This window comes from Stenotrophomonas sp. 10L48, from assembly GCF_056395105.1.
Genome location: NZ_JBFTIX010000007.1, coordinates 47,762 through 70,836 on the forward strand (window position 1 = coordinate 47,762; position 23,075 = coordinate 70,836).

19 protein-coding genes are annotated in these 23,075 nt (G+C 66.6%); 7 read left to right on the plus strand and 12 right to left on the minus strand.

Translation table 11 applies throughout. The features are described 5' to 3' along the window. Window positions 1-29: 29 nt before the first annotated feature. The 8 genes from AC1DCU_RS13285 to prpB form a co-directional block, all read right to left on the minus strand. Window positions 30-4,937, minus strand: a complete 4,908-nt coding sequence (locus AC1DCU_RS13285; protein ID WP_442251746.1) for an alpha-2-macroglobulin family protein — start codon at window positions 4,935-4,937, stop codon at window positions 30-32. A gap of 175 nt (window positions 4,938-5,112) precedes the next feature. Next, window positions 5,113-6,573: a bifunctional 2-methylcitrate dehydratase/aconitate hydratase gene (locus tag AC1DCU_RS13290; protein ID WP_032976606.1), complete on the minus strand. Its 1,461-nt coding sequence runs from the start codon at window positions 6,571-6,573 to the stop codon at window positions 5,113-5,115. 186 nt (window positions 6,574-6,759) lie between these two features. Next, window positions 6,760-7,938 (minus strand): 2-methylaconitate cis-trans isomerase PrpF, encoded by a 1,179-nt coding sequence (prpF, locus tag AC1DCU_RS13295; RefSeq protein WP_478014190.1) that lies wholly within the window; start codon window positions 7,936-7,938, stop codon window positions 6,760-6,762. A gap of 3 nt (window positions 7,939-7,941) precedes the next feature. Continuing rightward, a complete protein-coding gene (locus AC1DCU_RS13300; protein ID WP_032976604.1) occupies window positions 7,942-8,304 on the minus strand; it encodes a type II toxin-antitoxin system RelE/ParE family toxin in 363 nt (120 codons plus the stop codon). Then, entirely contained in the window at window positions 8,301-8,543 is a 243-nt protein-coding gene (locus tag AC1DCU_RS13305; RefSeq protein ID WP_032976603.1) for a type II toxin-antitoxin system ParD family antitoxin, read from the minus strand. Before AC1DCU_RS13305 ends, AC1DCU_RS13300 begins: the two co-directional genes overlap by 4 nt. Before the next feature lie 99 nt (window positions 8,544-8,642). Continuing rightward, window positions 8,643-11,261, minus strand: a complete 2,619-nt coding sequence (gene acnD / locus AC1DCU_RS13310) for a Fe/S-dependent 2-methylisocitrate dehydratase AcnD (RefSeq protein ID WP_033831767.1) — start codon at window positions 11,259-11,261, stop codon at window positions 8,643-8,645. A gap of 109 nt (window positions 11,262-11,370) precedes the next feature. Continuing rightward, window positions 11,371-12,528, minus strand: a complete 1,158-nt coding sequence (gene prpC, locus AC1DCU_RS13315; protein WP_025877010.1) for a bifunctional 2-methylcitrate synthase/citrate synthase — start codon at window positions 12,526-12,528, stop codon at window positions 11,371-11,373. A gap of 35 nt (window positions 12,529-12,563) precedes the next feature. Continuing rightward, window positions 12,564-13,457 (minus strand): methylisocitrate lyase, encoded by an 894-nt coding sequence (gene prpB, locus AC1DCU_RS13320; RefSeq protein WP_032976623.1) that lies wholly within the window; start codon window positions 13,455-13,457, stop codon window positions 12,564-12,566. Window positions 13,458-13,610: 153 nt separating this feature from the next. Between prpB and prpR the strand changes: the two genes are divergently transcribed. Then, window positions 13,611-15,194 carry a propionate catabolism operon regulatory protein PrpR gene (gene prpR / locus AC1DCU_RS13325; protein ID WP_032976601.1) on the plus strand — a complete coding sequence of 528 codons (1,584 nt, stop codon included), beginning with the start codon at window positions 13,611-13,613 and terminating at the stop codon, window positions 15,192-15,194. Between the two features lie 145 nt (window positions 15,195-15,339). Here the strand turns inward: prpR and AC1DCU_RS13330 are convergent, their stop codons facing one another. The 3 genes from AC1DCU_RS13330 to pdxH form a co-directional block, all read right to left on the minus strand. Then, the gene (locus tag AC1DCU_RS13330) at window positions 15,340-15,804 is read right to left on the minus strand and encodes a DoxX family protein (protein ID WP_442251742.1); all 465 of its coding nucleotides are present in this window, start codon (window positions 15,802-15,804) and stop codon (window positions 15,340-15,342) included. A gap of 186 nt (window positions 15,805-15,990) precedes the next feature. After that, window positions 15,991-16,338, minus strand: coding sequence for a YqfO family protein (locus AC1DCU_RS13335; RefSeq protein WP_032976599.1), 348 nt, complete (start codon window positions 16,336-16,338; stop codon window positions 15,991-15,993). Window positions 16,339-16,347: 9 nt separating this feature from the next. Continuing rightward, entirely contained in the window at window positions 16,348-16,947 is a 600-nt protein-coding gene (gene pdxH / locus AC1DCU_RS13340) for a pyridoxamine 5'-phosphate oxidase (protein WP_032976598.1), read from the minus strand. Between the two features lie 40 nt (window positions 16,948-16,987). Between pdxH and AC1DCU_RS13345 the strand changes: the two genes are divergently transcribed. Then, a complete protein-coding gene (locus AC1DCU_RS13345) occupies window positions 16,988-17,815 on the plus strand; it encodes a kinase (protein ID WP_313446577.1) in 828 nt (275 codons plus the stop codon). 6 nt (window positions 17,816-17,821) lie between these two features. Here the strand turns inward: AC1DCU_RS13345 and AC1DCU_RS13350 are convergent, their stop codons facing one another. Beyond that, a complete protein-coding gene (locus tag AC1DCU_RS13350) occupies window positions 17,822-18,025 on the minus strand; it encodes a dodecin family protein (protein WP_025876997.1) in 204 nt (67 codons plus the stop codon). Between the two features lie 98 nt (window positions 18,026-18,123). Between AC1DCU_RS13350 and AC1DCU_RS13355 the strand changes: the two genes are divergently transcribed. The 5 genes from AC1DCU_RS13355 (at window position 18,124) to mdtD (ending at window position 22,755) form a co-directional block, all read left to right on the plus strand. Then, the gene (locus tag AC1DCU_RS13355; RefSeq protein WP_032976596.1) at window positions 18,124-18,666 is read left to right on the plus strand and encodes a shikimate kinase; all 543 of its coding nucleotides are present in this window, start codon (window positions 18,124-18,126) and stop codon (window positions 18,664-18,666) included. Further along, window positions 18,663-19,775, plus strand: a complete 1,113-nt coding sequence (gene aroB, locus AC1DCU_RS13360) for a 3-dehydroquinate synthase (RefSeq protein WP_478013541.1) — start codon at window positions 18,663-18,665, stop codon at window positions 19,773-19,775. The genes AC1DCU_RS13355 and aroB overlap by 4 nt, the downstream gene beginning before the upstream one ends. Before the next feature lie 128 nt (window positions 19,776-19,903). Further along, window positions 19,904-20,143: a WGR domain-containing protein gene (locus AC1DCU_RS13365; RefSeq protein WP_025876992.1), complete on the plus strand. Its 240-nt coding sequence runs from the start codon at window positions 19,904-19,906 to the stop codon at window positions 20,141-20,143. Window positions 20,144-20,171: 28 nt separating this feature from the next. Further along, window positions 20,172-21,254 carry a uroporphyrinogen decarboxylase gene (hemE, locus tag AC1DCU_RS13370; RefSeq protein WP_032951968.1) on the plus strand — a complete coding sequence of 361 codons (1,083 nt, stop codon included), beginning with the start codon at window positions 20,172-20,174 and terminating at the stop codon, window positions 21,252-21,254. 91 nt (window positions 21,255-21,345) lie between these two features. Then, the gene (mdtD, locus tag AC1DCU_RS13375) at window positions 21,346-22,755 is read left to right on the plus strand and encodes a multidrug transporter subunit MdtD (protein ID WP_025876990.1); all 1,410 of its coding nucleotides are present in this window, start codon (window positions 21,346-21,348) and stop codon (window positions 22,753-22,755) included. The last annotated feature ends 320 nt before the right edge of the window (window positions 22,756-23,075 follow it).

Here is a 23,075-nt window from a genome sequence, read left to right on the forward strand (position 1 = left end):
GGCCGCGCCGTCGCGGCCCGTCCGCACGGTCACGGCTGTACCACCGTCAACGTGGTCGGGTTGCTGCGGCCGACGCCACGCAGCTGCGGCCGGTACATGTCCTCCACCAGCGACGGCGGCACCGTGTAGGTACCCGGAGTGACCGCACGCACCAGGTAGAACACGTTGGCCTTGCTGCCACGCGAGAGCTTCAGCGCCGCCACGTAGCGGTCATCGCGGAACTCTTCGTGCTTGGTATCGGCCGCTTCGCTGCGGTCGCTGATGGTGATGCCATCGACCACCACATCGGCCCACTGCTTGGCATCGCCCAGGTTGAGGTTCTCGATCTCCAGGCCTGCCGGCAGCAGGTCGGTCAGCAGCGCATCGGGCATCTCGCTGTCGGCGGTGATGGTGACCCGCACGATCAGCGCTTCACCTTCCTTCAGCGGACGCGGCGACCACGGCTTGCCATCGGTGCCGAAGTAGCTTCGCTCCACGCCGATCACGCTGTTGTCCGGCGCCGGCGCACTGCGCGGAATGCCGGCCACATCGATGCTGGCGAACATCGGCGGCTGTCCCTGCGGGGTGAAGCGCACGCCCGCGGCCAGCTGCGCTGCATCGAAGTTGCGGCCAAACAGCTTGCGCTCGCCGATGGCCTCGCTGTTGCCACCGATCACCAGCTCACCGGCCACCAGCGCCTTCTGGTTGGCGGCCAGCGCCTTGCCGAGACGGGCGATGGCCACCTGTTCCTGCGTGCTCAGCCACATCCAGCCACTGTTGCGGCGCGCATCCAGGCCACGGCCAAGATCAACCGCGCGTGCATCCCATGCCGGCTTGGCCAGCTTGTTTTCGTGGGTCAGCGCGATCATCAGCGCATCATCACGAACGGCGCTGCCGTAGTCGCCGAAGTACGACGGGCGCTCGCTGCTGGACTTGGCAAAGCCCGCCGCAAGGGCCGCCTGGCCGCGCTTGGTATCGCCCTGCAGCGACAGCGCCACGCCCAGGTGCACCAGCGACAGACCACCCACGGCCTTGCTGCGTTCGTTGTCGTACAGCGTGCGCAGGGTACCCAGCGGCGCGCGGTTGACGCGGGCCAGCACGTAACCCGAGTACGCCTGGTTGGCGAACTTCAGGCTTTCGCGTTTTTCCTGGCCGTAGAACTGGTTGCCACCGGACAGCAGGTCTTCGCTCAGGCGGTTCAGCGCCTTCTGCAGCACGTTGTCCGGCACCGCGAAGCCACCGTCCTTGGCATCGAGCAGGAACTCGGCGATGTACGGGGTCAGCCACGGGTTCACGTAGCCGTCGTCACCCCACATCGAGAAGTTGCCGTTGGCCACCTGCATCGACGCCAGGCGACCGAACGCACCTTCCATGCGCTCGCGACGGGTCTTCGCGTCCAGCCCGTCAGCGCCGAGCATGGACGACGTGGCCTGGTCCAGGATCAGCGCGGCGTAGCCCTTGCTGGTGGTCTGTTCGGCACAGCCGTACGGGTAGTTCAGCGCGCCCTGCAGCGCGCTGGCGAACGGGATCGGCGGCAGCGGGCTGACCAGCAGGCGGGCATTGACCGATTCGGACATCAGCCCGTCCATCAGGCTGCCATCCAGGCTCACCGCCGCCAGCGGATCGAGCGTCCGCACCTGCGAGCGCAGTACCTGCGGCCACGCCGCGCGTACCGGCAGATCGTAGCGGCGGTCGGCCTTGAAGCCGTTGCCATCCACACGCACGCGCACCTTGGCCACGCTGTGGCCCTCGCGCGCCGACAACGGGAAGCTCAACGTGGTCTTGGCATCGGCATTGAGCTGCACGCTGCGCGTGCCTTCGCCCAGGCTGAGCGGGCCTTCGCTGTCCACGCGCACGTTGAACTGACCGGGCTTGCCGGTGAAGTTCTGCACGTCCAGCGTCACCGTGCTGCGGTCGCCCGGGGCGAGCACGCGCGGCATGCTGGCCTCGGCCAGGATCGGTGCGCGCACCACGGTTTCCACATCGCGCTTGCCGTACTGGTCATCGCTGTAGACCAGCGCCGACACCCGCAGGGTGCCATTGAAATCCGGCACTTTCAGGCGGATGCGGGCAATGCCCTTGGCATCGAGCTGCACCGGGCCGGAGAACAGGTCCACGGTCTGCACGCGCGCGGTCGGCCGCTTGGCCTGCGGCAACGCCTGCAGCGCCATGTCGCCGCCGAACTTCAGCTTGCCGCTGCCGCCGTCGAAGCTCTCGATCACCCGGCTGTAGATGTCATAGGCATCGATGCCGAGGCGGCGCTGGGCGAAGAAGTGCGCGCCGGCATCGGGCACCGGGAAGCGGGTGATGTTGAGAATGCCCACGTCCACGGCCGACACAGTGACGTGCGCGACCTTGCCGGCCAGCTGCGGTGCGCTGACCGTCACTGGCAGGTCCTGCTCCGGTCGCATCTGCTTGGGCGCGGCCAGGCCGACGGCCACGGTGCGGCCCTTGCGGTCCATCGGCACGTGCACCACGCCCACCGCGCGGGCCGGGGTGATCTTGCTCGGCGCACTGCCACCGCGGAACACCAGCGCGGTGATGTAGACGTCGTGGCGCTCCCAGTCTGCGGTGACCGGGATCTTGTAGGTGGCACCGGGCTTGGCGTCGATATCCTGCACGTACAGCATGCGGTCGGTCTCGACCATCAGCACGCCCTTGCCGGCGTGCGGGGGGGTCACCGTCACTTCCAGGGTATCGCCGGCCTTGTAGCCGGTCTTGTCCAGGCCCAGCTTGACCTTGTCCGGGCGGGCATCGAGGCCACGGTTGTCATCGCCCCAGCTCCAGCCGGCGCGGAACGGATAACGGCTGGTCAGGCCGGTGGACGGATCGAACACGTCCACCCGGTACTCGCCCCACTCCACCGGGAAGTCGAAGGCCACCGCGCTGCCGCCGGCATCGACGGTACGGGTTTCCTTGTTTTCGAAGCGGCGGGTGAAATCGTAGTCCCAGCGGTTGTCGTTGAAGGTCCAGTGGTAGTCGCGCAGCTCGCGCACCAGGGTGATCTTCAGGCCCTTGGCCGGCTGCGGCTTGCCGGCCGCATCCACGCGCATCAGTTCAAACCGCGCGTTGCCGTTGGAATCAGCGCCGTCGTCCGGATTGAACAACGGGCGCACGCCGACCAGTGCGGCGGCCGGCCATACCACCCGCTTCAGGGTGCGGGTGACCGTGCGGCCACCGGTTTCATACAGGCTGCCGGACAGCACCACCGCGATCGGCGCCTTCGCCTTGGTCGCCTCTTCCGGCAACGACACGTCTTCGCGCAGCTGGCCATTGGCCGGCAGCGTGGTGTCGATGACATCCTTGGCTTCGCGCGGCAGCTGCAGGGTCGGGTCGCCGAAGAAGTAGCCCGGCAGGCCCTCCACCGGCTTCTGCTCGGCGGCCACCGCCATGCGCGCGGTGAAGCGGTTGCCGTCGGCCGGGGCACCGTACAGATAGGCGCCGTTGGCCTGCAGGCGCAGGTCTTCCCCCGGCTTCAGCGTCTTCTGCGCGCTGTCCAGGTCCAGCTTCATGCGCTCGGGCAGGAACTCTTCGATGCGCAGGGTCATGCCCTGGATCGCTTCCTTGCTGGCCGGGTCGGTGCGGAACTCCACCTGCCAGCGCCCGGTCGGCGCCTCGGCGGGAATGGTCTGCTCGAAGTTGATGTAGCCCTGTTCGCCCGGCTGCACGCGGGTTTCGCGGAAGGTCTTGCCATCGGGCTGCTTCAGGCGCAGGAACACCGGCTGGCTCTTGATCGGCTTGCCGTCGTTGTCGCGCAGCAGCGCCGACAGGCGCACCGTCTCACCCGGGCGGTACAGGTCGCGGCCCGACCAGGCATAGACATCGAACCAGGCGTTGTCACGGCCGGCCACGGCGAACTCGCTCAGGTCCAGCGCCGGCTGGTTGAAGGGCAGGAAACTGGTGTCCTTGCCGCTGCTGGCCACCAGCACGTGGGTGGCATCCAGGGTGTAGTTCAACAGCGCATTGCCGTTGCTGTCGGTACTGCCCTTCAGCACCACTTCGCCCTTGGCATCGAGCACGCGCAGGTCGATGCCCTTCAGCGATGCACCGTCCTTCAGCGCGGCGGTATGGACGAACAGCTTGTCCTTGTACGCGCGGGTGTGCAGGCCGATGTCGCTGACCGAGAAGAACGCGGTATCGAACTCGCCCTCGTAGTCACCGGTGCGCTTGAGCAGGGCGAAATACAGCCCCGGCTCCTGCAGTTCCTTGATGTCCTGGGTCGGCAGGTAGGTCAGCACCCGCTCGTTCTGCTTGCCGCCCAGGATGAAGCGGTTGACGTAGACCGGTTCGGCCAGCTTGTTGATCGGGCTGCGCTCGTAGTCGCTGCTCAGTTCCCAGCTGCCGCGGCGACCACCGCGCTGGTACTGGCTGAAGAAGGTCGGCAGATCCTTTTCGCGCACGCGCAGGAACTCGACATCGACCTCCGGCACGTTCACCGACACCACCGGCAGGCCGCGGCTGTCCTTGGCCGGCAGCACGCTGCCCTGCGAGGCGAAACCGGCCACCGGCTTCAGCTCGCCGCTGAAGACCTTCTGCTTCAGTTCCTTGCCCAGGCGGCTGCCATCGGCGGCCAGCAGGTCCGGCGAGACCACCAGGCTGAATTCCTTGCCGGCTTCGACGAAGGGATAGCGCAGGGTCAGGCCGTCATCGGACAGGGTCCAGCTGCTGTCATCGTTGCCGACCTTCTCTTCGAAGCGCACCAGCTTGTCGAAGTCCTGGGTGCCGACCAGCGGGCGCGAGAACTCCAGCGCCAGCGACAGGCCTTCACTCTTCTGGTCCGGGTAGGCACGCAGCAGGGTGAACTCCTTCACCTGCTCGGCCTTGGTGGCGATGGCTTCGCCGCTGGCCTTTGGCAGCTGCCCGCTGTCGTTGCGGCAACCGGCCAGACCCAGCAACAGCCCTCCTGCCAGCAATGCTGCCGTCCATCCCCACCGCATCCGCCGTGCCGGACCGCTCATGTCGTCACTCCTTGATCGAGGTGGCCATTATAGGCGCGTCGCGTCAAGGCGTTGACGCGGATTCGGCAGGAATGCATCGGAACGGTAGCGCCGGGCCATGCCCGGCGCGGTAGCCGCTACCCCCGGTTGGCGTTGGGTCCGTGCCAACCAAGGTTGGCACCTACCAAAGTGCCCCCTACCCCGGCAGGTACAGGTCCACGTAGTCGGTCACCGGCATCGCCGCCAGCGCCACCGGGTCCAGCGAGGCGGCCAGGATGCGCTGCTGCTGGGCGGTGGGGAAGCGGTGCGCCAGGTGCCGACGGAACTTGTCCATCAGCAGCGGGATACCCTCTGCGCGCCGGCGTGCGTGGCCCAGCGGGTACTCCACCAGCACCTCCGGCAGCGCGCTGCCGTCGTTGAAGCGCACCGTCAGCCCGTTGGCGATGCTGCGCTTGTCCGGGTCCAGGTAGTCGGCGCTGAGCTGCGGGTCTTCATGGCAGGTCATCTTCGCGCGCAGCGTGTCGATGCGCGGATCGGCCGCCATGTCGTCCTCGTAATCCTCGGCCACCAGCCGCCCATGCAGCAGCGCGATGGCCACCATGTACTGCACGCAGTGATCGCGGTCGGCCGGGTTGTGCAGCGGCCCCTGCTTGTCGATGATGCGGATGCAGGCTTCCTGGGTACGGATCGCGATGTGTTCGATGTCCTCGGCCGTTCGCCCCTGCGCGCGCAGCTGCTGGTGCAGGATGATCGCCGCCTCCACCGCCGTCTGCCCGTGGAATTCGGCCGGGAAACTGATCTTGAACAGCACGTTCTCCATCACGTAGCTGCCGAAGGGGCGGCCGAGGGTCAGCGCCTGGCCATGCATCGATACCGCTTCGAAGCCCCAGGTCGGTGCACTGAGCACGCTGGGGTAGCCCATCTCGCCGGTGGCGGCCATCAGCGCCAGGCGTACGCCACGGCTGGTCGCATCACCGGCCGCCCAGCTTTTGCGCGAACCGGTGTTGGGCGCATGCCGGTAGGTGCGCAGCGCCTGTCCATCCACCCAGGCCAGCGACACCGCATTGAGCATGCGCTCGCGGTCCAGACCCAGCATCTGTGCGACGACGGCGGTGGTGGCCACCTTGACCAGCAGCACGTGATCCAGGCCGACCCGGTTGAAAGAGTTGCGTAACGCCAGCACGCCCTGGATCTCGTGCGCCTTGATCATCGCCAGCAGCACGTCGTGCACGGTCGGCGGCGGGCGTCGCAACGCCGCCGCGTTGCGGCCAAGCCAGTCGGCCACGGCGAGGATGCCACCGAGGTTGTCCGAGGGGTGGCCCCACTCTGCGGCCAGCCAGGTGTCGTTGAAATCCAGCCAGCGCACCATCGCGCCGATGTTGAAAGCCGCCTGCACCGGATCGAGCACGAAGTTGGTGCCGGGGACGCGCGCGCCGTTGGCCACGCTGATACCCGGCACCAGCGGGCCCAGCAGCTTGCTGCAGGCGGGGAAGGACAGCGCCTCCAACCCGCAGCCCAACGTGTCGAGCAGGCAGTGATGCGCGGTCTGGAACGCCAGCGGCGAGTCAATGCGCGTGTCACGCACGTAGTCGACGATGTCCACCAGCAGCGCATCCCAGGCTGCACGGGCGTTGGATGGGGTGTGGCTGTCGGACATTGTTCGGTCTCCTCGTGGGGTTGCACGCTGCGACAAACCCGGTAGTCGCCAACCTTGGTTGGCGCTGGGCCTTACCCGCGCGATGCCGCTTCCATGCCGACCAAGGTTGGCACCTACCAGAGCAGGTGCAGCGCCACCCGCGCATAGCCGGCGCCATGCCAACCAAGGTTGGCGACTACCAGGCCATCACCCGGCCGGCACGCGCACCTTGCCTTCCATCAGCACGCGGGCGCTGCGGCTCATGATGGCCTTGGACACCGTCCACTGGCCGTCAACGAGTGCGGCCTGCGCACCCACGCGCAACGTGCCCGACGGATGCCCGAAGGTCACAGCCTCGCGCTCGCCGCCGCCAGCAGCACGATTGACCAGCGTGCCGGGGATCGCCGCGGCGGTACCGATCGCTACTGCAGCGGTGCCCATCATCGCGTGGTGCAGCTTGCCCATCGACAGCGCGCGGGCATGCAGATCGATGTCCGCGGCCGGGATCGCCTTGCCGCTGGACGAAACGTAGTCCTGCGCAGGGGCGACGAAGGCCACTTTCGGCGTGTGCTGGCGGGTCGCCGCGTCTTCCAGTTTCTGGATCAGGCCCATGCGCAGTGCGCCGTAGGCACGGATCTTCTCGAAACGCTCCAGCGCCGCTTTGTCTTCATTGATCGCCGGCTGCAGTTCGGTGCCGGTGTAACCGAGGTCGGCGGCGTTGAGGAAGATGGTCGGGATGCCGGCGGTGATCATCGTCACCTCGAAACTACCCACGCCCGGCAYGTCCAGCGTATCGACCAGGTTGCCGGTGGGGAACATCGCACCGGCGTCACCATCGTCGGACGGATCGAGGAATTCCAGCTGGATCTCGGCAGCCGGGAAGGTCACGCCATCCAGCTCGAAATCGCCGATCTCCTGCACCTGCCCATCGCGCATCGGCACATGGGCAATGATGGTCTTGCCGATGTTGGCCTGCCAGATGCGCACGGTGCACAGGCCATCGCGCGGCACGCGGGCCGGATCGATCAGGCCGTTGGCGATCGCGAACGGACCAACGGCGGTGCTGAGGTTGCCGCAGTTGCCGCTCCAGTCCACGAATGCGGTATCGATCGATACCTGGCCATACAGGTAATCCACGTCGTGATCCGGCACCGAGGCGGTGGAGATGATCACGCACTTGCTGGTGCTGGAGGTGGCCCCACCCATGCCGTCGGTCTGCTTGCCATACGGGTCGGGCGAGCCGATCACGCGCATCAGCAGCGCATCGCGTGCGGCACCCGGCACCTGTGCGGCCTCGGGCAGGTCCTGCAGGCGGAAGAACACGCCCTTGCTGGTACCACCGCGCATGTAGGTAGCGGGAATACGGAGTTGCGGGAGAAAGGTCATGGATCAGTATCCTGGATGCGACGAACCAATATCGGGGTTGAGCTCCTCGTCTTCGAACAGTGCCTCCATGCCCCGCGAGGCATTCCAGATACGCACGATGAAAACGTGCGCAGGTAGCTCCACGTAATAGACCAGATAGCCGTCGAAGCGACGAACCGGATGAAAGCGCAACGGCGCTGAAAGGGTCGGCAGCAGATCCGCATGCAGTGTGGAGCCGGCACCGGGGTGTGTTTCGATCAGTCTCACCACCGATTCCACCGCATCGACGAAGCCGATCTCCAATGCTTCTCCGCCTTGATCTCCATACCAGCTTGCAGCCTGGTCAAGATCTCGAACCGCTGCAGGGGACCAGTGCGAGGGTTTCACTTGCGGTTCCGTGCACGCTCACGCAGCTTGTCGAAGTGATCGGGCGGGAGAGGCGCCGAAGGGCCGGATGCCAGCCCCTCGGCGATCAGCTTCTTGAGCAACTCCTCGGCCTTGCTCCGCTGGCGTTGCCGGATCAGGTCGCGCACGTAATCCGACGTACTGGAGTAACCGCCTTCGCGCACTTCCTCGTCCACGAACTGCTTGAGCGGATCGGTCAGCGAAATGTTCATGGTGGCCATGAGACTCTCCATTGGCAGTTTTTGCCAAGTCAGTGTGCGCCCTGCCCTGATGTCGGACAAGCCTGCCCCCACCTCCGGGGGCAGGCATTCAGCCCGGCATCACGCCACCTTGGCGCCTTCCAGGAAGTCCTGCGCGAAGCGCTGCAGGACGCCGCCGGCCTCGTAGATCGCCACTTCCTCGTCACTGTCCAGGCGGCAGGTGACCGGCACGATCACGTCCTGGCCGTCGCGGCGGTGGATGACCACGCGCAACTCGGCGCGCGGCGTGCGTTCACCGATGACGTCGAAGGTTTCGGTGCCATCGATGCCCAGGGTCAGACGGGTGGTGCCCGGCTTGAACTCCAGCGGCAGCACGCCCATGCCGATCAGGTTGGTGCGGTGGATGCGCTCGAAGCCTTCGGCAACGATCGCCTCCACGCCGGCCAGGCGCACGCCCTTGGCGGCCCAGTCGCGCGAAGAACCCTGCCCGTAGTCGGCACCGGCGATGATGATCAGCGGCTGCTTGCGCTCCATGTAGGTCTCGATGGCTTCCCACATGCGCATCACCTTGCCTTCCGGCTCGACGCGCGCCAGCGAACCCTGTTTCACGCTGCCGTCTTCATTGCGCACCATCTCGTTGAACAGCTTCGGGTTGGCGAAGGTGGCGCGCTGCGCGGTCAGGTGGTCACCGCGATGGGTGGCGTAGGAATTGAAGTCCTCTTCCGGCAGGCCCATCTTCGCCAGGTATTCGCCAGCCGCACTCGAGGCCAGGATCGCGTTGGACGGCGACAGGTGGTCGGTGGTGATGTTGTCGGGCAACACCGCCAGCGCACGCATGCCGGCCAGCGAGCGCTCACCGGCCAATGCACCTTCCCAGTACGGCGGACGACGGATGTAGGTGCTCTGCGGGCGCCAGTCGTACAGCGGGCTCACCGCTGCGCCGTGTTCGACGCGTACGTTGAACATCGGGTTGTAGACGCTGCGGAACTGCTCCGGCTTCACCGCCGCCTTCACCACCGCATCGATCTCGGCATCACTCGGCCAGATGTCCTTCAGGCGCACCTCGTTGCCGTCGGTGTCCACGCCCAGCACATCCTTCTCGATGTCAAAGCGGATGGTGCCGGCGATGGCGTAGGCGATCACCAGTGGCGGCGAGGCCAGGAACGCCTGCTTCGCATATGGATGGATGCGGCCGTCGAAGTTGCGGTTGCCCGACAGTACCGCCGTGGCGTAAAGGTCACGGTCGATGATTTCCTGCTGGATCTTCGGATCCAGCGCGCCGCTCATGCCATTGCAGGTGGTGCAGGCGAAGGCAACGATGCCGAAGCCCAGCTTCTCCAGGTCCGGCAGCAGGCCCGCTTCCTCCAGGTACAGCTGCACTGCCTTGGAACCGGGTGCCAGCGACGACTTCACCCAAGGCTTGCGCAGCAGGCCGCGCTCGTTGGCCTTGCGTGCCAGCAGGCCGGCGGCGATCACGTTGCGCGGGTTGGAGGTATTGGTGCAGCTGGTGATGGCAGCGATGATCACCGCGCCATCGGGCATCAGGCCCTGTGCCTGCTCGGCCTTGCCGGCTTCCAGCTTGGCGGCATCGGCGATGCCGCGCTCGACCAGTTCCGATACCGGCAGGCGGCGATGCGGATTGCTCGGGCCGGCCATGTTGCGCACCACCGTCGACAGATCGAAGTGCAGCACGCGCTCGTATTCCGCAGTGGCCAGGTCATCGGCCCACAGGCCGGTGCTGCGCGCGTAGCTTTCAACCAGTGCGACCTGCTTTTCCTCGCGACCAGTCAGGCGCAGGTAGTCGATGGTCTGGCCGTCGATGTAGAACATCGCGGCGGTTGCGCCGTATTCGGGGCACATGTTGGAGATGGTGGCGCGATCACCGATGGTGAGTGCAGCGGCACCTTCGCCGAAGAATTCAAGCCAGGCGCCGACCACGCGCTCCTTGCGCAGGAATTCGGTCAGGGCCAGCACCACGTCGGTGGCGGTGATATCCGGCTGCGGCCGACCGGTCAGCTCGACACCGATGATGTCCGGCAGGCGCATCCACGACGCACGGCCCAGCATCACGTTCTCTGCTTCCAGGCCACCCACGCCGATGGCGATCACGCCCAGCGCATCCACATGCGGGGTGTGGCTGTCGGTGCCCACGCAGGTATCGGGGAAAGCGACGCCATCCTGCACGTAGATCACCGGCGACATCTTCTCCAGATTGATCTGATGCATGATGCCGTTGCCCGGCGGAATCACGTCCACGTTCTCGAAGGCCAGCTTGGTCCAGTCGATGAAGTGGAAGCGGTCCTCGTTGCGGCGGTCCTCGATGGCGCGGTTCTTCTCGAACGCCTGCGGATCGAAACCACCGCACTCCACTGCCAGCGAGTGATCGACGATCAGCTGCACCGGCACCACCGGATTGACCTTGGCCGGATCACCGCCCTTGTCGGCGATCGCATCACGCAGGCCCGCCAGATCGACCAGCGCGGTCTGGCCGAGGATGTCATGGCACACCACGCGCGCCGGGAACCACGGGAAGTCCAGGTCGCGACGGCGCTCGATCAGCTGCTTCAGCGAGTCGGTCAGCGTGGCCGGATCGCAGCGACGCACCAGGTTTTCGGCCAGCACGCGCGAGGTGTACGGCAGCGTGGCGTAGGCACCGGGCTGGATCGCGTCGACGGCGGCGCGCGCATCGAAATAGTCCAGCGAGGCGCCGGGGAGGGTCTTGCGGTAATCGGTATTCATGGGCTGGCGGAATGCTCGTGGCGGGCCGGGTGCCGGCAATACGGCGGTGACGGCATCCGGCCGGCGCGGGGCCGGCCGGATGCATGCAGCGATGGAACAGTGGCGATGATCAGGAACGCTTGTCGATGGCCACGAAGTCGCGATCTTCCGGGCCGATGTAGTTGGCGCTCGGGCGGATGATCTTGCCGTCGATACGCTGTTCGACGATGTGCGCGCTCCAGCCGGCGGTGCGGGCGATCACGAACAGGGGGGTGAACATCGCGGTCGGCACGCCCATCATGTGGTAGCTGACGGCGCTGAACCAGTCCAGGTTCGGGAACATCTTCTTGATGTCCCACATCACCGTTTCCAGGCGCTCGGCGATGTCGTACATCTTCATGCTCGACTGCTCTTCGGACAGTTCGCGGGCGACGTCCTTGATCACCTTGTTGCGCGGATCGGACACGGTGTAGACCGGGTGGCCGAAACCGATCACCACTTCCTTGCGCTCCACGCGGGCCTTGATGTCTTCCTCGGCTTCGTCCGGATTGTCATAGCGCTTCTGCACTTCGAACGCCACTTCGTTGGCGCCGCCGTGCTTGGGGCCACGCAGCGCGCCGATGCCACCGCAGATCGCGCTGTACATGTCGCTGCCGGTGCCGGCGATGACACGGCAGGCGAAGGTCGAAGCGTTGAACTCGTGCTCGGCGTACAGGATCAGCGAGGTGTGCATCGCCTTCACCCACGAATCCTGCGGCTTCTCGCCGTGCAGCAGGTGCAGGAAGTGGCCACCGATGGAGTCATCATCGGTTTCCACGTCGATCGCGCGGCCGTTGTGGCTCCAGTGGTACCAGTACAGCAGCATCGAACCGAGGCAGGCCATCAGCTTGTCGGCGATGTCGCGCGCGCCCGGATGGTTGTGGTCATCCTTCTCCGGCGCCACGCAGCCGAGCACGGACACGCCGGTGCGCATCACATCCATCGGGTGCGCCGACGGCGGCAGTTCTTCCAGCGCGGCCTTCACCGCGGCCGGAATGCCACGCAGCGACTTCAGCTTGGCCTTGTAGGAGACCAGCTCGGCGCGGGTCGGCAGCTTGCCATGCACCAGCAGGTAGGCGATTTCCTCGAACTCGCTGGTGTTGGCCAGGTCCAGGATGTCGTAGCCACGGTAGTGCAGGTCGTTGCCACTGCGGCCGACGCTGCACAGCGCGGTGTTGCCGGCAGCGGTGCCGGACAGGGCGACGGACTTCTTCGGCTTGAAGGTCGGGGTTGCGGTCGTATCGTTCATGTTTCCCTCCGAAACTTGATGGTGCAGGGTACTGCTTATTTCTTGGCGGCGAACAGCGCATCGAGCTGCTGCTCGAAGGCGTGGTAGCCGATACGGTCATACAGCTCCTCGCGGGTCTGCATGCTGTCGATCAGGTCGCGCTGGTGACCTTCGCGGCGGATCGTCTGGTAGACGTTCTCGGCGGCCTTGTTGGCGGCGCGGAAAGCGGACAGCGGGAACAGCTGGATGGCCACGCCGGCCGAGGCCAGCTCGTCGCGGCTGAACAGCGGGGTCGCGCCGAATTCAGTGATGTTGGCCAGCACCGGCACCTTCACCGCATCAACGAAGCGACGGTAGGTATCCAGGTCATAGGCGGCCTCGGCGAAGATGCCGTCGGCACCGGCTTCGACGCAGGCGATGGCACGCTCGATGGCCTTGTCCACGCCGTCCACCTGGATGGCGTCGGTGCGCGCGATCAGGAAGAAGTCCGGATCGGTCTTGGCATCGGCAGCGGCCTTCACGCGGTCGACCATTTCGCCCTGCGAGACGATCTCCTTGCCCGGGCGATGACCGCAGCGCTTGGCGCCGACCTGGTCTTCGATATGGCAGGCGGCCGCGCCAGCCTTGATCAGCGACTTCACCGTGCGCGCGATGTTGAACGCGCTCGGGCCAAAGCCGGTGTCGATGTCGACCATCAGCGGCAGGTCGCAGACGTCAGTGATGCGGCGCACGTCCACCAGCACGTCTTCCAGCGTGTTGATGCCGAGGTCCGGCAGGCCCAGCGAGCCGGCGGCTACGCCACCGCCGGACAGGTAGATGGCACGGAAACCCGCGCGCTTGGCCAGCAGCGCATGGTTGGCGTTGATCGCGCCGATCACCTGCAGCGGCGATTCGGCAGCCAGCGCCTCACGGAAGCGGGCACCGGCGGAAGAGAGGGTCGAAACGGTCATGCGGCGATCCAGGTTGAAGGACACAGGGGTAAGCGCAAACACCATGCCAACCTGCAAGCGGTTGATTTCACGGGGATGACGGGCCCGCAACGCTGAAACATATGAAACATTGAAACAGATGTATCATGAAACATCGCCTCCCGGTATCCATGCATGTACCTGCCCCGCTCGCCACTGCGCCACGCCGATGCCGACCCCGGCCGCCCGGTGATCTGGACGGTCAGCGTTTCGCGCCTGACTGGCCTGCTGGGCGATGTCATTCCCGAATTCGACCGCCGCGCGCGCATCGAGCAGATCAACCTGGGCTTCGAGGAGGCCGTGGAAGTGATCGGCCAGCGCCTGCGCCGCGAGCACTGCGACGTGGTGATTGCCGGCGGCTCCAATGCAGCCTGGTTGCGCGGTCGCCTGGACCTGCCGCTGGTACCGATCCATGCCAATGGCTTCGACCTGATGGAAGCGCTGGCGCGCGCCCGCCGCATCGCCCCACGCATCGGCCTGGTCACCCATGCCAGCGACGTGCCGGTGTTCAGCAGCTTCCAGCAGAGCTTCGGCCTGGACATCGAGCACCGCCGCTTCGTCACCCGCGAAGATGCCCGCGACTGCATCGCCGACCTGCGCGCCAACGGTATCGAAGTGATCGTCGGCACCGGCATGGCCATCGACCATGCTGAACAGGCCGGACTGCCCGGCGTGCTGCTGTACTCGGCTGATTCGGTGCGGCAGGCGTTCGAGCATGCGCTGGAGCTGACCCAGGCCATGGCTCGCTCCGGCGGCAGCCGGCCTGCTCCGCGCCGCCGCACCGCCGCACGCAACGATGCGCATGCCCTGCTCGGCGACAGCAATGCGATGGCCGACGTGCGCGCACAGATCGCGCTGTACGCCCCGCACGACAGCACCGTACTGGTTACCGGCGAGACCGGCACCGGCAAGGAACTGGTTGCACGCCAGCTGCACGCCGCCAGCGGTCGTCGCGGTCGCTTCGTTGCGCTGAACTGCGGTGCGATCAGCGAATCACTGCTGGAAGCGGAGCTGTTCGGCTACAGCGACGGCGCCTTCACCGGTGCGCGTCGCGGGGGGCGCGTCGGCCTGGTCGAGGCAGCCGATGGCGGCACGTTGTTCCTGGACGAGATCGGTGAACTGCCGCTGCCGCTGCAGACCCGCCTGCTGCGGGTGCTGGAAGAACGCGAAGTGCTGCGCGTGGGCGCCACCGAACCGACCCCGGTCGACCTGCGCGTGGTTGCCGCCACCCTGCAATCGCTGGAGCAGCGCGCGGCGGCTGGCAGCTTCCGTCGCGACCTGTACTACCGGCTGGCCGCGCTGCGCATCGCACTGCCCACTCTGCGTGCACGTCGAGGCGATATCCCGCTGCTGACCACGCACTTCTTCCGCGAACTGCGCGGCATCGATGCACCGCTGGATGCAGAAGCGCTGACCCTGCTCAGCGCTGCCGACTGGCCAGGCAACGTACGTGAACTGCGCAATCTGGTGGATAGGCTGCGCATCCACTGGCAGCCGGGTGAGGGGCTGATCGATGCAGCGCGCCTGCTGCAGCTGGCGCCGGAGCTGGTGAACGAAGGCGCCGCCACACTGCCAGTGGAAAACAACGGCAAGCGCCCGCCGCGTGCGCAGCTGCAAGCGCTGCTGCAGGAACACCGCAATGACCGCGAAGGCATGGCGCAGGCGCTGGGTGTGTCACGCACCACGCTGTGGCGATGGCTGCGCGCGGAGGGGCTGTAACGTCCTGCCGTCTGGGTGGTGCAGAACCGATGCAAGGCAGGGGGCGAACCGCCGATGTCTGTTGAGGGCAGACCGATGCCAGGTGGGTGCAAACCTTGGTGCGCACCGCATTTTCTCAAGCACCCCATCCACGCATGGCGTGGATCTACTGGAGCGCCGCGCGCGCTTCGATGGCGAACCGTCCACTGCCCACGGCCACAACCCATAGCAGCAGCACGCCCAGTGGCACTTCGCTCAGGTAGAAGAACCAGCTCAGCCAATCCGGCACGCTCAGCCCCGCAGGGATACGCGCGATGCCATCGGTCAGCGCCGCCACCGCGCAGATCCCCGCCAGCAGCAGTGCCGATGGACGACTGAGCAGGCCCAGTACAAGCAGTCCACCTGCGATCCATTCAATGCCGCCGAGCACCGGCGCACTGAACACGGGAAACGGGATACCTGCATCGACCAGCGTATGCACCATGCGCTCGCGCCCGGCGTCGGTGAGTACCTTGTTCCAGCCCGATACGCAGAACATCACCCCGGCGACGACACGGGCGAGCAGCAACAGGAACGCCTCCACGCCCTGGCGCGGCGGTGGCACGGTAAACAGGCAACGCCAGGAGGGCATGGCGACTCCGGATTTCGAGGGCATCGGTCGGAGTGTGCGGTTCGCTGACCTGCTCGCACATGAAGCTGGCCGGTCCGTTCGCGACAAAAGGCTCTCGCAGTGGTACGCGTTGGAACAATGGCAGTCGTACAGGCTCGACCCTACGATGCAGGTGTACCGACCTTTCCATCCACGCATGGCGTGGATCTACCCGGCCAGCAGCAGCTCGATCTCTTCCACCTGCACCACCGGCACCTGCCACGGGTGATGCGGCACGATGCCGTGCTCGAGGATGCGCTGTAGCCGCTGCGGATCGCGCGGCAGGCAGAACTCCAGCCGCACGCTGTCGACCACCTCGGTCTGCCCCGCCTCGCCCTGCGTGGGGATCGCACCCACGCGTGGCCGGAACTGTTCGAACCCCGGCGCGGACCACCACAGGCCGTGCTCGTAATCGCCGGCCGCCAGTGCATCCACCGAAAGGATGCCCTGCTTCACCGCCTCCAGGGCAGGCACCGGCACGAACACCACCACGCGATACAGCGGCACGCGTTGCATCACGGTGCCTTACGGGTACAACAAGCGCTTGCTCCAGCGACCTTCGACACCCGCTTCATAGCACCAGCGCTCGTGCAGGCGGAACTGCGCGCCGTACCAGAACTCGATGCGGTCAGGCACCACCCGCAGACCACTCCAACCGTCCGGGCGCGGCACGTCCTTGCCCTCGAAGCGCGCCTCGACCTCGGCCACGCGCGCGTCGAACTCGTCGCGCGAGTTCAACGTCTTCGACTGCAGCGACGCCCACGCGCCGATCTGGCTCATGCGCGGACGGCTGGCGAAATAGGCATCGGCCTCGGCATCGGCCACCTGCTCAACGCGGCCCTCGATGCGCACCTGGATGCCGGCCTCGCGCAGGCTGCGCCACAGGAACAGCAGCGCCGCCTGCGGATTGGCCTGCAGCTCGTTACCCTTGTGGCTGTCCAGGTGGGTGTAGAACACGAAGCCGCGCTCATCGAACGCCTTCAACAGCACGGTGCGCGCCGATGGCCGGCCCTGCACATCGGCGGTCGCCACGGTCATCGCATTGGGCTCGACTTCGCGGCTCTGTTTCGCTTCTTCGAAAAGGGCGGCAAAGGTCGACAGGGCTTCGGCGTACAGGTCGCTCATGACAGCATTCTTCTCACACGGTTTGGGCTATTGTGGCGGCATGGTCGCCGCTGCGTACATGCCCCAGGTGAAAGGATTCCCCGAAACAATGGTCGAGCAGGCGCTGGATGACGCGCTGGGCAGCAGCACAGCCGTTCCAGTATTGGCGATCAGCGGCCTGCAGGGGAGCGGCAAATCGACGCTGGCCTCGCAGGTGGTTGCCCGTGCCCAGGCGCGTGGCCTGAACGCCGCAACGCTGTCCATCGACGATGTCTACCTGACCCGCGCACAACGCCAGCGCCTGGCCCGGCAGGTGCATCCGTTGTTGATCACCCGTGGCCCACCTGGCACCCACGACCTGCCGCTGGCACATGCGGTACTGGATGCAGTGGCCGCACGAAAGCCTCTGGCCCTGCCCCGCTTCGACAAGCTGGCCGACGAGCGCCTGCCCGAAGCACAGTGGCCGCAGCTGCAAACGCCGCTGGACCTGCTGGTGTTCGAGGGCTGGTTCCTGGGCACCCCGGCGCAGGACGATGCCGAACTGGATGTCCCGCTCAACGCCCTGGAGCGCGAGGCCGATGCCGATGGGCGTTGGCGGCGCTGGTGCAACCAAGCGCTGGCCCGCGACTATCCGGCGCTGTGGCAGCGTTGCGACCGCTTGTGGTTCCTGCAACCCCCTGATTTTTCGGTGGTGCCGCGTTGGCGCTGGCAGCAGGAGCAGAACCTGCAGGCGGCCCAGCCGGGGCGGCACGGCATGAACCGACCCCAGCTGGAGCGCTTCGTGCAGTACTACGAGCGGGTAAGCCGGCAGGCGTTGCGTGCGCTGCCGGCCATTGCCGACCGGGTAGTGGCGCTGGATGCCCAGCGCCAGGTGCAAGGGCTGCGCTGAGCAGCCTCACTCCACCAGGAAGGTGACCCGCAGATTCACCCGCCATTCGGTGATCTCACCGTTGCCGTCGGTGACCACCTTGGTCTCGTTGATCCAGGCGCCCTGGATGCCCTTGACCGTCCCGGACACCTTCTTCAATCCGCTGCGCACTGCGTCCTCCACGCTCTTGGGCGAGGACGCATTGATTTCGATGACCTTGGCAACCGACATGGCAGGCACTCCAYCAGTCGCGGGATACCCCGCAGGAACCCCCACCCTGACGTGAAGAACGTAAAGGCCAAGGCACGGAGGTGTTAGCATCAGAGGGCATGAATCCCGCTCCGAACCTGATCCTGATCGGCCCGATGGGTGCCGGTAAAACCTGCATCGGCCGCCGCCTCGCCGAGCGCTTCACGCTGGACTTCGTCGACGTCGACCAGGCCATCGTCGATGCGACCGGGGCCAGCATCCCCACGATCTTCGAGCATTCCGGCGAAGCCGGTTTCCGCGCCCATGAGCGCCAGGCGCTGGCGCAGGTGCTGGCCGGCCGTGGCCAGCTGGTGTCCACCGGCGGCGGTGCCGTGCTTGACCCGGACAATCGCGCCCTGATCGCCAAGCGAGGCTTTGTCGTCTACCTGCGGGTCAGCGTCGCAGCCCAGCTGGAGCGTCTGTCACGCGACAAGGCCCGGCCACTGCTGCAGCGGCCGGACCGCGAACAGGTGCTGCATGATCTGGCCGCGCATCGCGACCCGCTGTATCGCGACCTCGCCGATGTCACTCTTGATACCGACCCGTTTACCGCCGCCGATGCCACTGCCCAGCTTGTTGTCAAGCTGGCCACGCACTGGCAGCGACAGGACCCCACTGCATGACCTCCCCTGCCCTGCTGCAGGTCGCCGTTGGCGGCGACCGTCCCTATTCCATCACCATCGGTGCCGGCGCCCAGGCCGATGGCGCCGCATTGGCCAGCCATGTGCGTGGCCGCCATGTCTTGCTGGTCAGCGACACCGAGGTTGCGCCACGCTATCTGGATGCCGTCAAGCAAACTTTGCTGGCCGCACGCCCGGACCTGATCCTGAGTGAGCATGTGCTGGCCGCCGGCGAAGCCTCCAAGACCCTGGCCGAGTTCGGCTCGGTCATCGAGGCGCTGGCCGCACTCGGCGCGACCCGCGATGCCTGCGTGTTCGCCCTAGGTGGTGGTGTGGTCGGCGACCTCGCCGGCTTTGCCGCGGCCTGCTGGATGCGCGGCGTCGACTGCGTGCAGCTGCCAACCACGCTGCTGGCGATGGTCGACTCCTCGGTGGGCGGCAAGACCGCCGTGGATATCCCGGCCGGCAAGAACCTGGTCGGTGCGTTCCACCCGCCCCGTGCGGTGATCGCCGACACCCGCGTGCTGGCCACCCTGCCGCCGCGTGAACTGCGCGCAGGCCTGGCCGAAGTGGTCAAGTACGGCGCGCTGGGCGATGCGGTGTTCTTCGAGTGGCTGCAGCAGCATGCCGACGCACTGGTGGCCGGCGAAGATGCGGTCATCGCCGAGGCCATCGCCCGCAGCTGCCGGCACAAGGCCGCCATCGTCGAGCGCGATCCCTTCGAGAAGGGCGAGCGAGCCCTGCTCAACCTGGGACACACCTTCGGCCACGCGATCGAAACCGAACAGGGCTACTCGGCACCGGGGCGTGATGCGCTGAACCACGGTGAGGCCGTAGCGGTGGGCATGGTGCTGGCGGCACGCCTCTCCACCCACCTGGGCCTGACCGACGACGCCGACCGGGTGCGCCTGCAGGCGCTGCTTGAACAGCTTGGCCTGCCGGTGGCAATCCCCGCCGGGCTGGACCCGCAGGCCCTGCTCGGCCGCATGCGCCTGGACAAGAAGAACGTGGCCGGTCGCCTGCGCCTGGTGCTGTGGCGTGGCATGGGCCGCGCCGAAGTCGTACCGGACGTGGATGAAGCGGCGGTACTGAAGGTGCTGGGCGCAGGCTGACCGCTTCCGCGTTCGCCGGGCATGCCCCGGCGCTACCTGGGAGGTTTCATGAGGTTGCCGGCCAGCGGCCGGCATTACCGGATCAGCGTTGCGGCAGGGCTCACCTCGCCCCCGCTACAATCGGTGCCATGCACGTCCACCTGCAACAACCCGCCGACGGTGCCCAGGCACCGCGCTTCCTGCGCCTGACCCTGGTCCCGGACCTGTTCGGCGGCTGGGAACTGCTGCGTGAATCCGGCCGCGTCGGCGCCCGCTCGCAGCTGCGGCGCGAGCTGTACCTGACGGCCGACGAAGCCCGCCACGCCTACGACAAGGCCCGCGATGCCGAACTGCATCGGGGCTTCCAGATTCTTTCGCACGGCGACTGACTGCGCCGCTGCTCTTTTCGCCCAAGGAATGCCCACTGTGACCAGCCCTCTCCGCAACGATCGCCTGCTGCGCGCCCTGCGCCGCGAACCGGTGGACTGCACCCCTGTCTGGCTGATGCGCCAGGCCGGCCGCTACCTGCCGGAATATCGCGCCACCCGGGCCAAGGCCGGCAGCTTCCTGGCCATGGCCAAGAACCCGGAGATCGCCTGCGAAGTCACCCTGCAGCCGCTGCGTCGCTTCCCGCTGGACGCGGCCATCCTGTTCTCGGACATCCTCACCATTCCCGATGCAATGGGCCTGGAGCTGTACTTCGTCGAAGGCGAAGGCCCGAAGTTCCGCCACCCGGTACGCGATGAAGCGGCCATCGCCAGGCTGGCGGTGCCGGACATGGAGCAGGATCTGGGCTATGTGATGGACGCGGTGCGCCTGATCCGCCGCGAACTGGATGGCCAGGTGCCGCTGATCGGTTTCTCGGGCAGCCCGTGGACGTTGGCCTGCTACATGGTCGAAGGCGGCGGCAGCAAGGATTTCGCGCGCATCAAGGCGATGGCGCTGAACCATCCGCAGGCCCTGCACCGCCTGCTGGAGGTAACCACCGACGCGGTGATTGCCTACCTCGGCGCGCAGCGCGCGGCCGGTGCGCAGGCCCTGCAGGTGTTCGACACATGGGGCGGCGTGCTGTCGCCGGCAATGTACCGCGAGTTCTCGCTGCGCTATCTGCAGCGCATCGCCGAAGGCCTGGAGCGCGGCGAAGGCAGCGAGCGCACGCCGCTGATCCTGTTCGGCAAGGGCACCGGCCTGCACCTGGAAGCGCTGTCGCAGACCGGCGCCGATGCGCTCGGCCTGGACTGGACGCTGGACCTGGACGAAGCGCTGCGCCGCACCGGTGGCCGCGTAGCGCTGCAGGGCAACCTGGATCCGACCACGTTGTATGCCTCGCCTGATGCGATCGCCGCGGCGGCCGCACGCGTGCTCGATACCTATGCCGCCGGCAACGGTGGTTCACGCGAGGGCCATGTGTTCAACCTCGGCCACGGCATGTCGCCGGACATGGACCCGGCCCATGTACAGGTGCTGGTCGACGCAGTGCACGCACACAGCCAACGCTGAGCATCGCGCAGGCAATCACGGCGCGATGTTGATCGCGCCGTGACCCGCAGTGCGCGATCATGGCGCCCCCACGTTGCACCGGCCACGCCCCATGTCCACAGCGCCATCGACCTACACCCGCCAGCGTCCCCTGCTGTGGCTGGTTTCGCTGGCGATCTTCATGCAGATGCTGGACTCGACCATCGTCAACACCGCCTTGCCGGCGATGGCGGCCAGCCTTGGCGAAAGCCCCCTGCAGATGCAGTCGGTGGTCTTCAGCTACGCGCTGGCAGTGGCCACCTTCATTCCCGCCTCCGGCTGGATCGCCGACCGCTACGGAACCCGACGCACCTTCCTGGTGGCGATCATCCTGTTCACCCTAGGCTCGCTGGCCTGCGCGATGGCGCAGCAGCTGCACCAGCTGGTGGCCGCGCGCGTACTGCAGGGCATCGGCGGCGCGATGCTGCTGCCGGTCGGGCGCCTGGCGGTGATGCGCTCGGTGCCACGCGAGGACTTCCTGCGTGCGATGAGCTTCATCGCCATTCCCGCACTGGTGGGTCCGCTGATCGGCCCCACGCTGGGTGGTTGGCTGGTCGAGATCGCCTCGTGGCACTGGGTGTTCCTGATCAACCTGCCGATCGGCGTCATCGGCTTCATCGCGGCGATGAAGATCATGCCCGACCACTACGCCAGCCACCGCACCCGGTTCGACCTTCGCGGCTACGCCATGCTGGCCTTTGCGATGGTGGTGCTGTCGCTGGCACTGGATGGGATTTCCGGGCTCGGTACACCTCACGCGCTGGTGATGCTGATGACCGTGGCCGGCCTGGCCGCGCTGGTCGGTTACTGGCTGCACGCGGCAAATTCAACGGCACCGCTGTTCTCACTTGCACTGTTCCGCGTGCCCAGCTACCGCATCGGCATTCTCGGCAACCTGTTCTCGCGCATCGGCAGCAGTGCCATGCCGATGCTGATTCCGCTGCTGCTGCAGGTCGGCCTTGGCCTCGGGCCGATGAACGCCGGCCTGATGATGGTGCCGGTGGCCGCCGCAGGCATGGTGTCGAAGAAGCTGGCGGTGAAACTGGTTGAACGCTACGGCTATCGCCGCGTGCTGATGACCAACACCGTGCTGGTCGGCCTGGCGATGGCCAGCTTCATCCTGATGACACCGGGCCAGCACCTTGCCGTGCGCCTGCTGCAGCTGGCGTTCTTCGGTGCGGTCAATTCGCTGCAGTTCACCGTGATGAACACCGTCACCCTGCGCGACCTCGACCGCGAGTTCGCCAGTTCCGGCAACAGCCTGCTGTCGATGGTGATGATGCTCGCCGCCGGCTTCGGTGCAGCCGCCGCAGGCAGCCTGCTGGCCGCATTCGGCACGCAGCTGGAAGGCCACGGCGCCACGGCTGCGCTGCACGCCACGTTCCTGTGCGTGGGCGCGATCACGCTCACGTCGACGCTGATCTTCTGGCAGTTGCCCGACACCAAGCCCGAGCCGCGCCAGGTAGAAGAAGTAGCGGAGTAGAGGGTTCGGCAGGGCTGCGCCCTGCACCTGCAGAGGCCGAAGCAAGGGCGACGGCAACAGCAACAGCAGGTATTCCGTGGGATGGCGGGGCGGTGTCGGATTTCCGCGATCTGCAGTAGATCCACGCCATGCGTGGATGAATCTCCATTGGAAATCGAATATCTCGAAAAGCATCCACGCGTGGCGTGGATCTACTGGTCGACCAAGGTCGACACCTGCCAACAGCAACACAGAACGCGGTTCCGACAGATCGCGAAAATCTGTCGAAGGCGGGGTGGGTCCGGTTGCGGGGGCGTGAGCCGCATGGATGCGGCGACCGA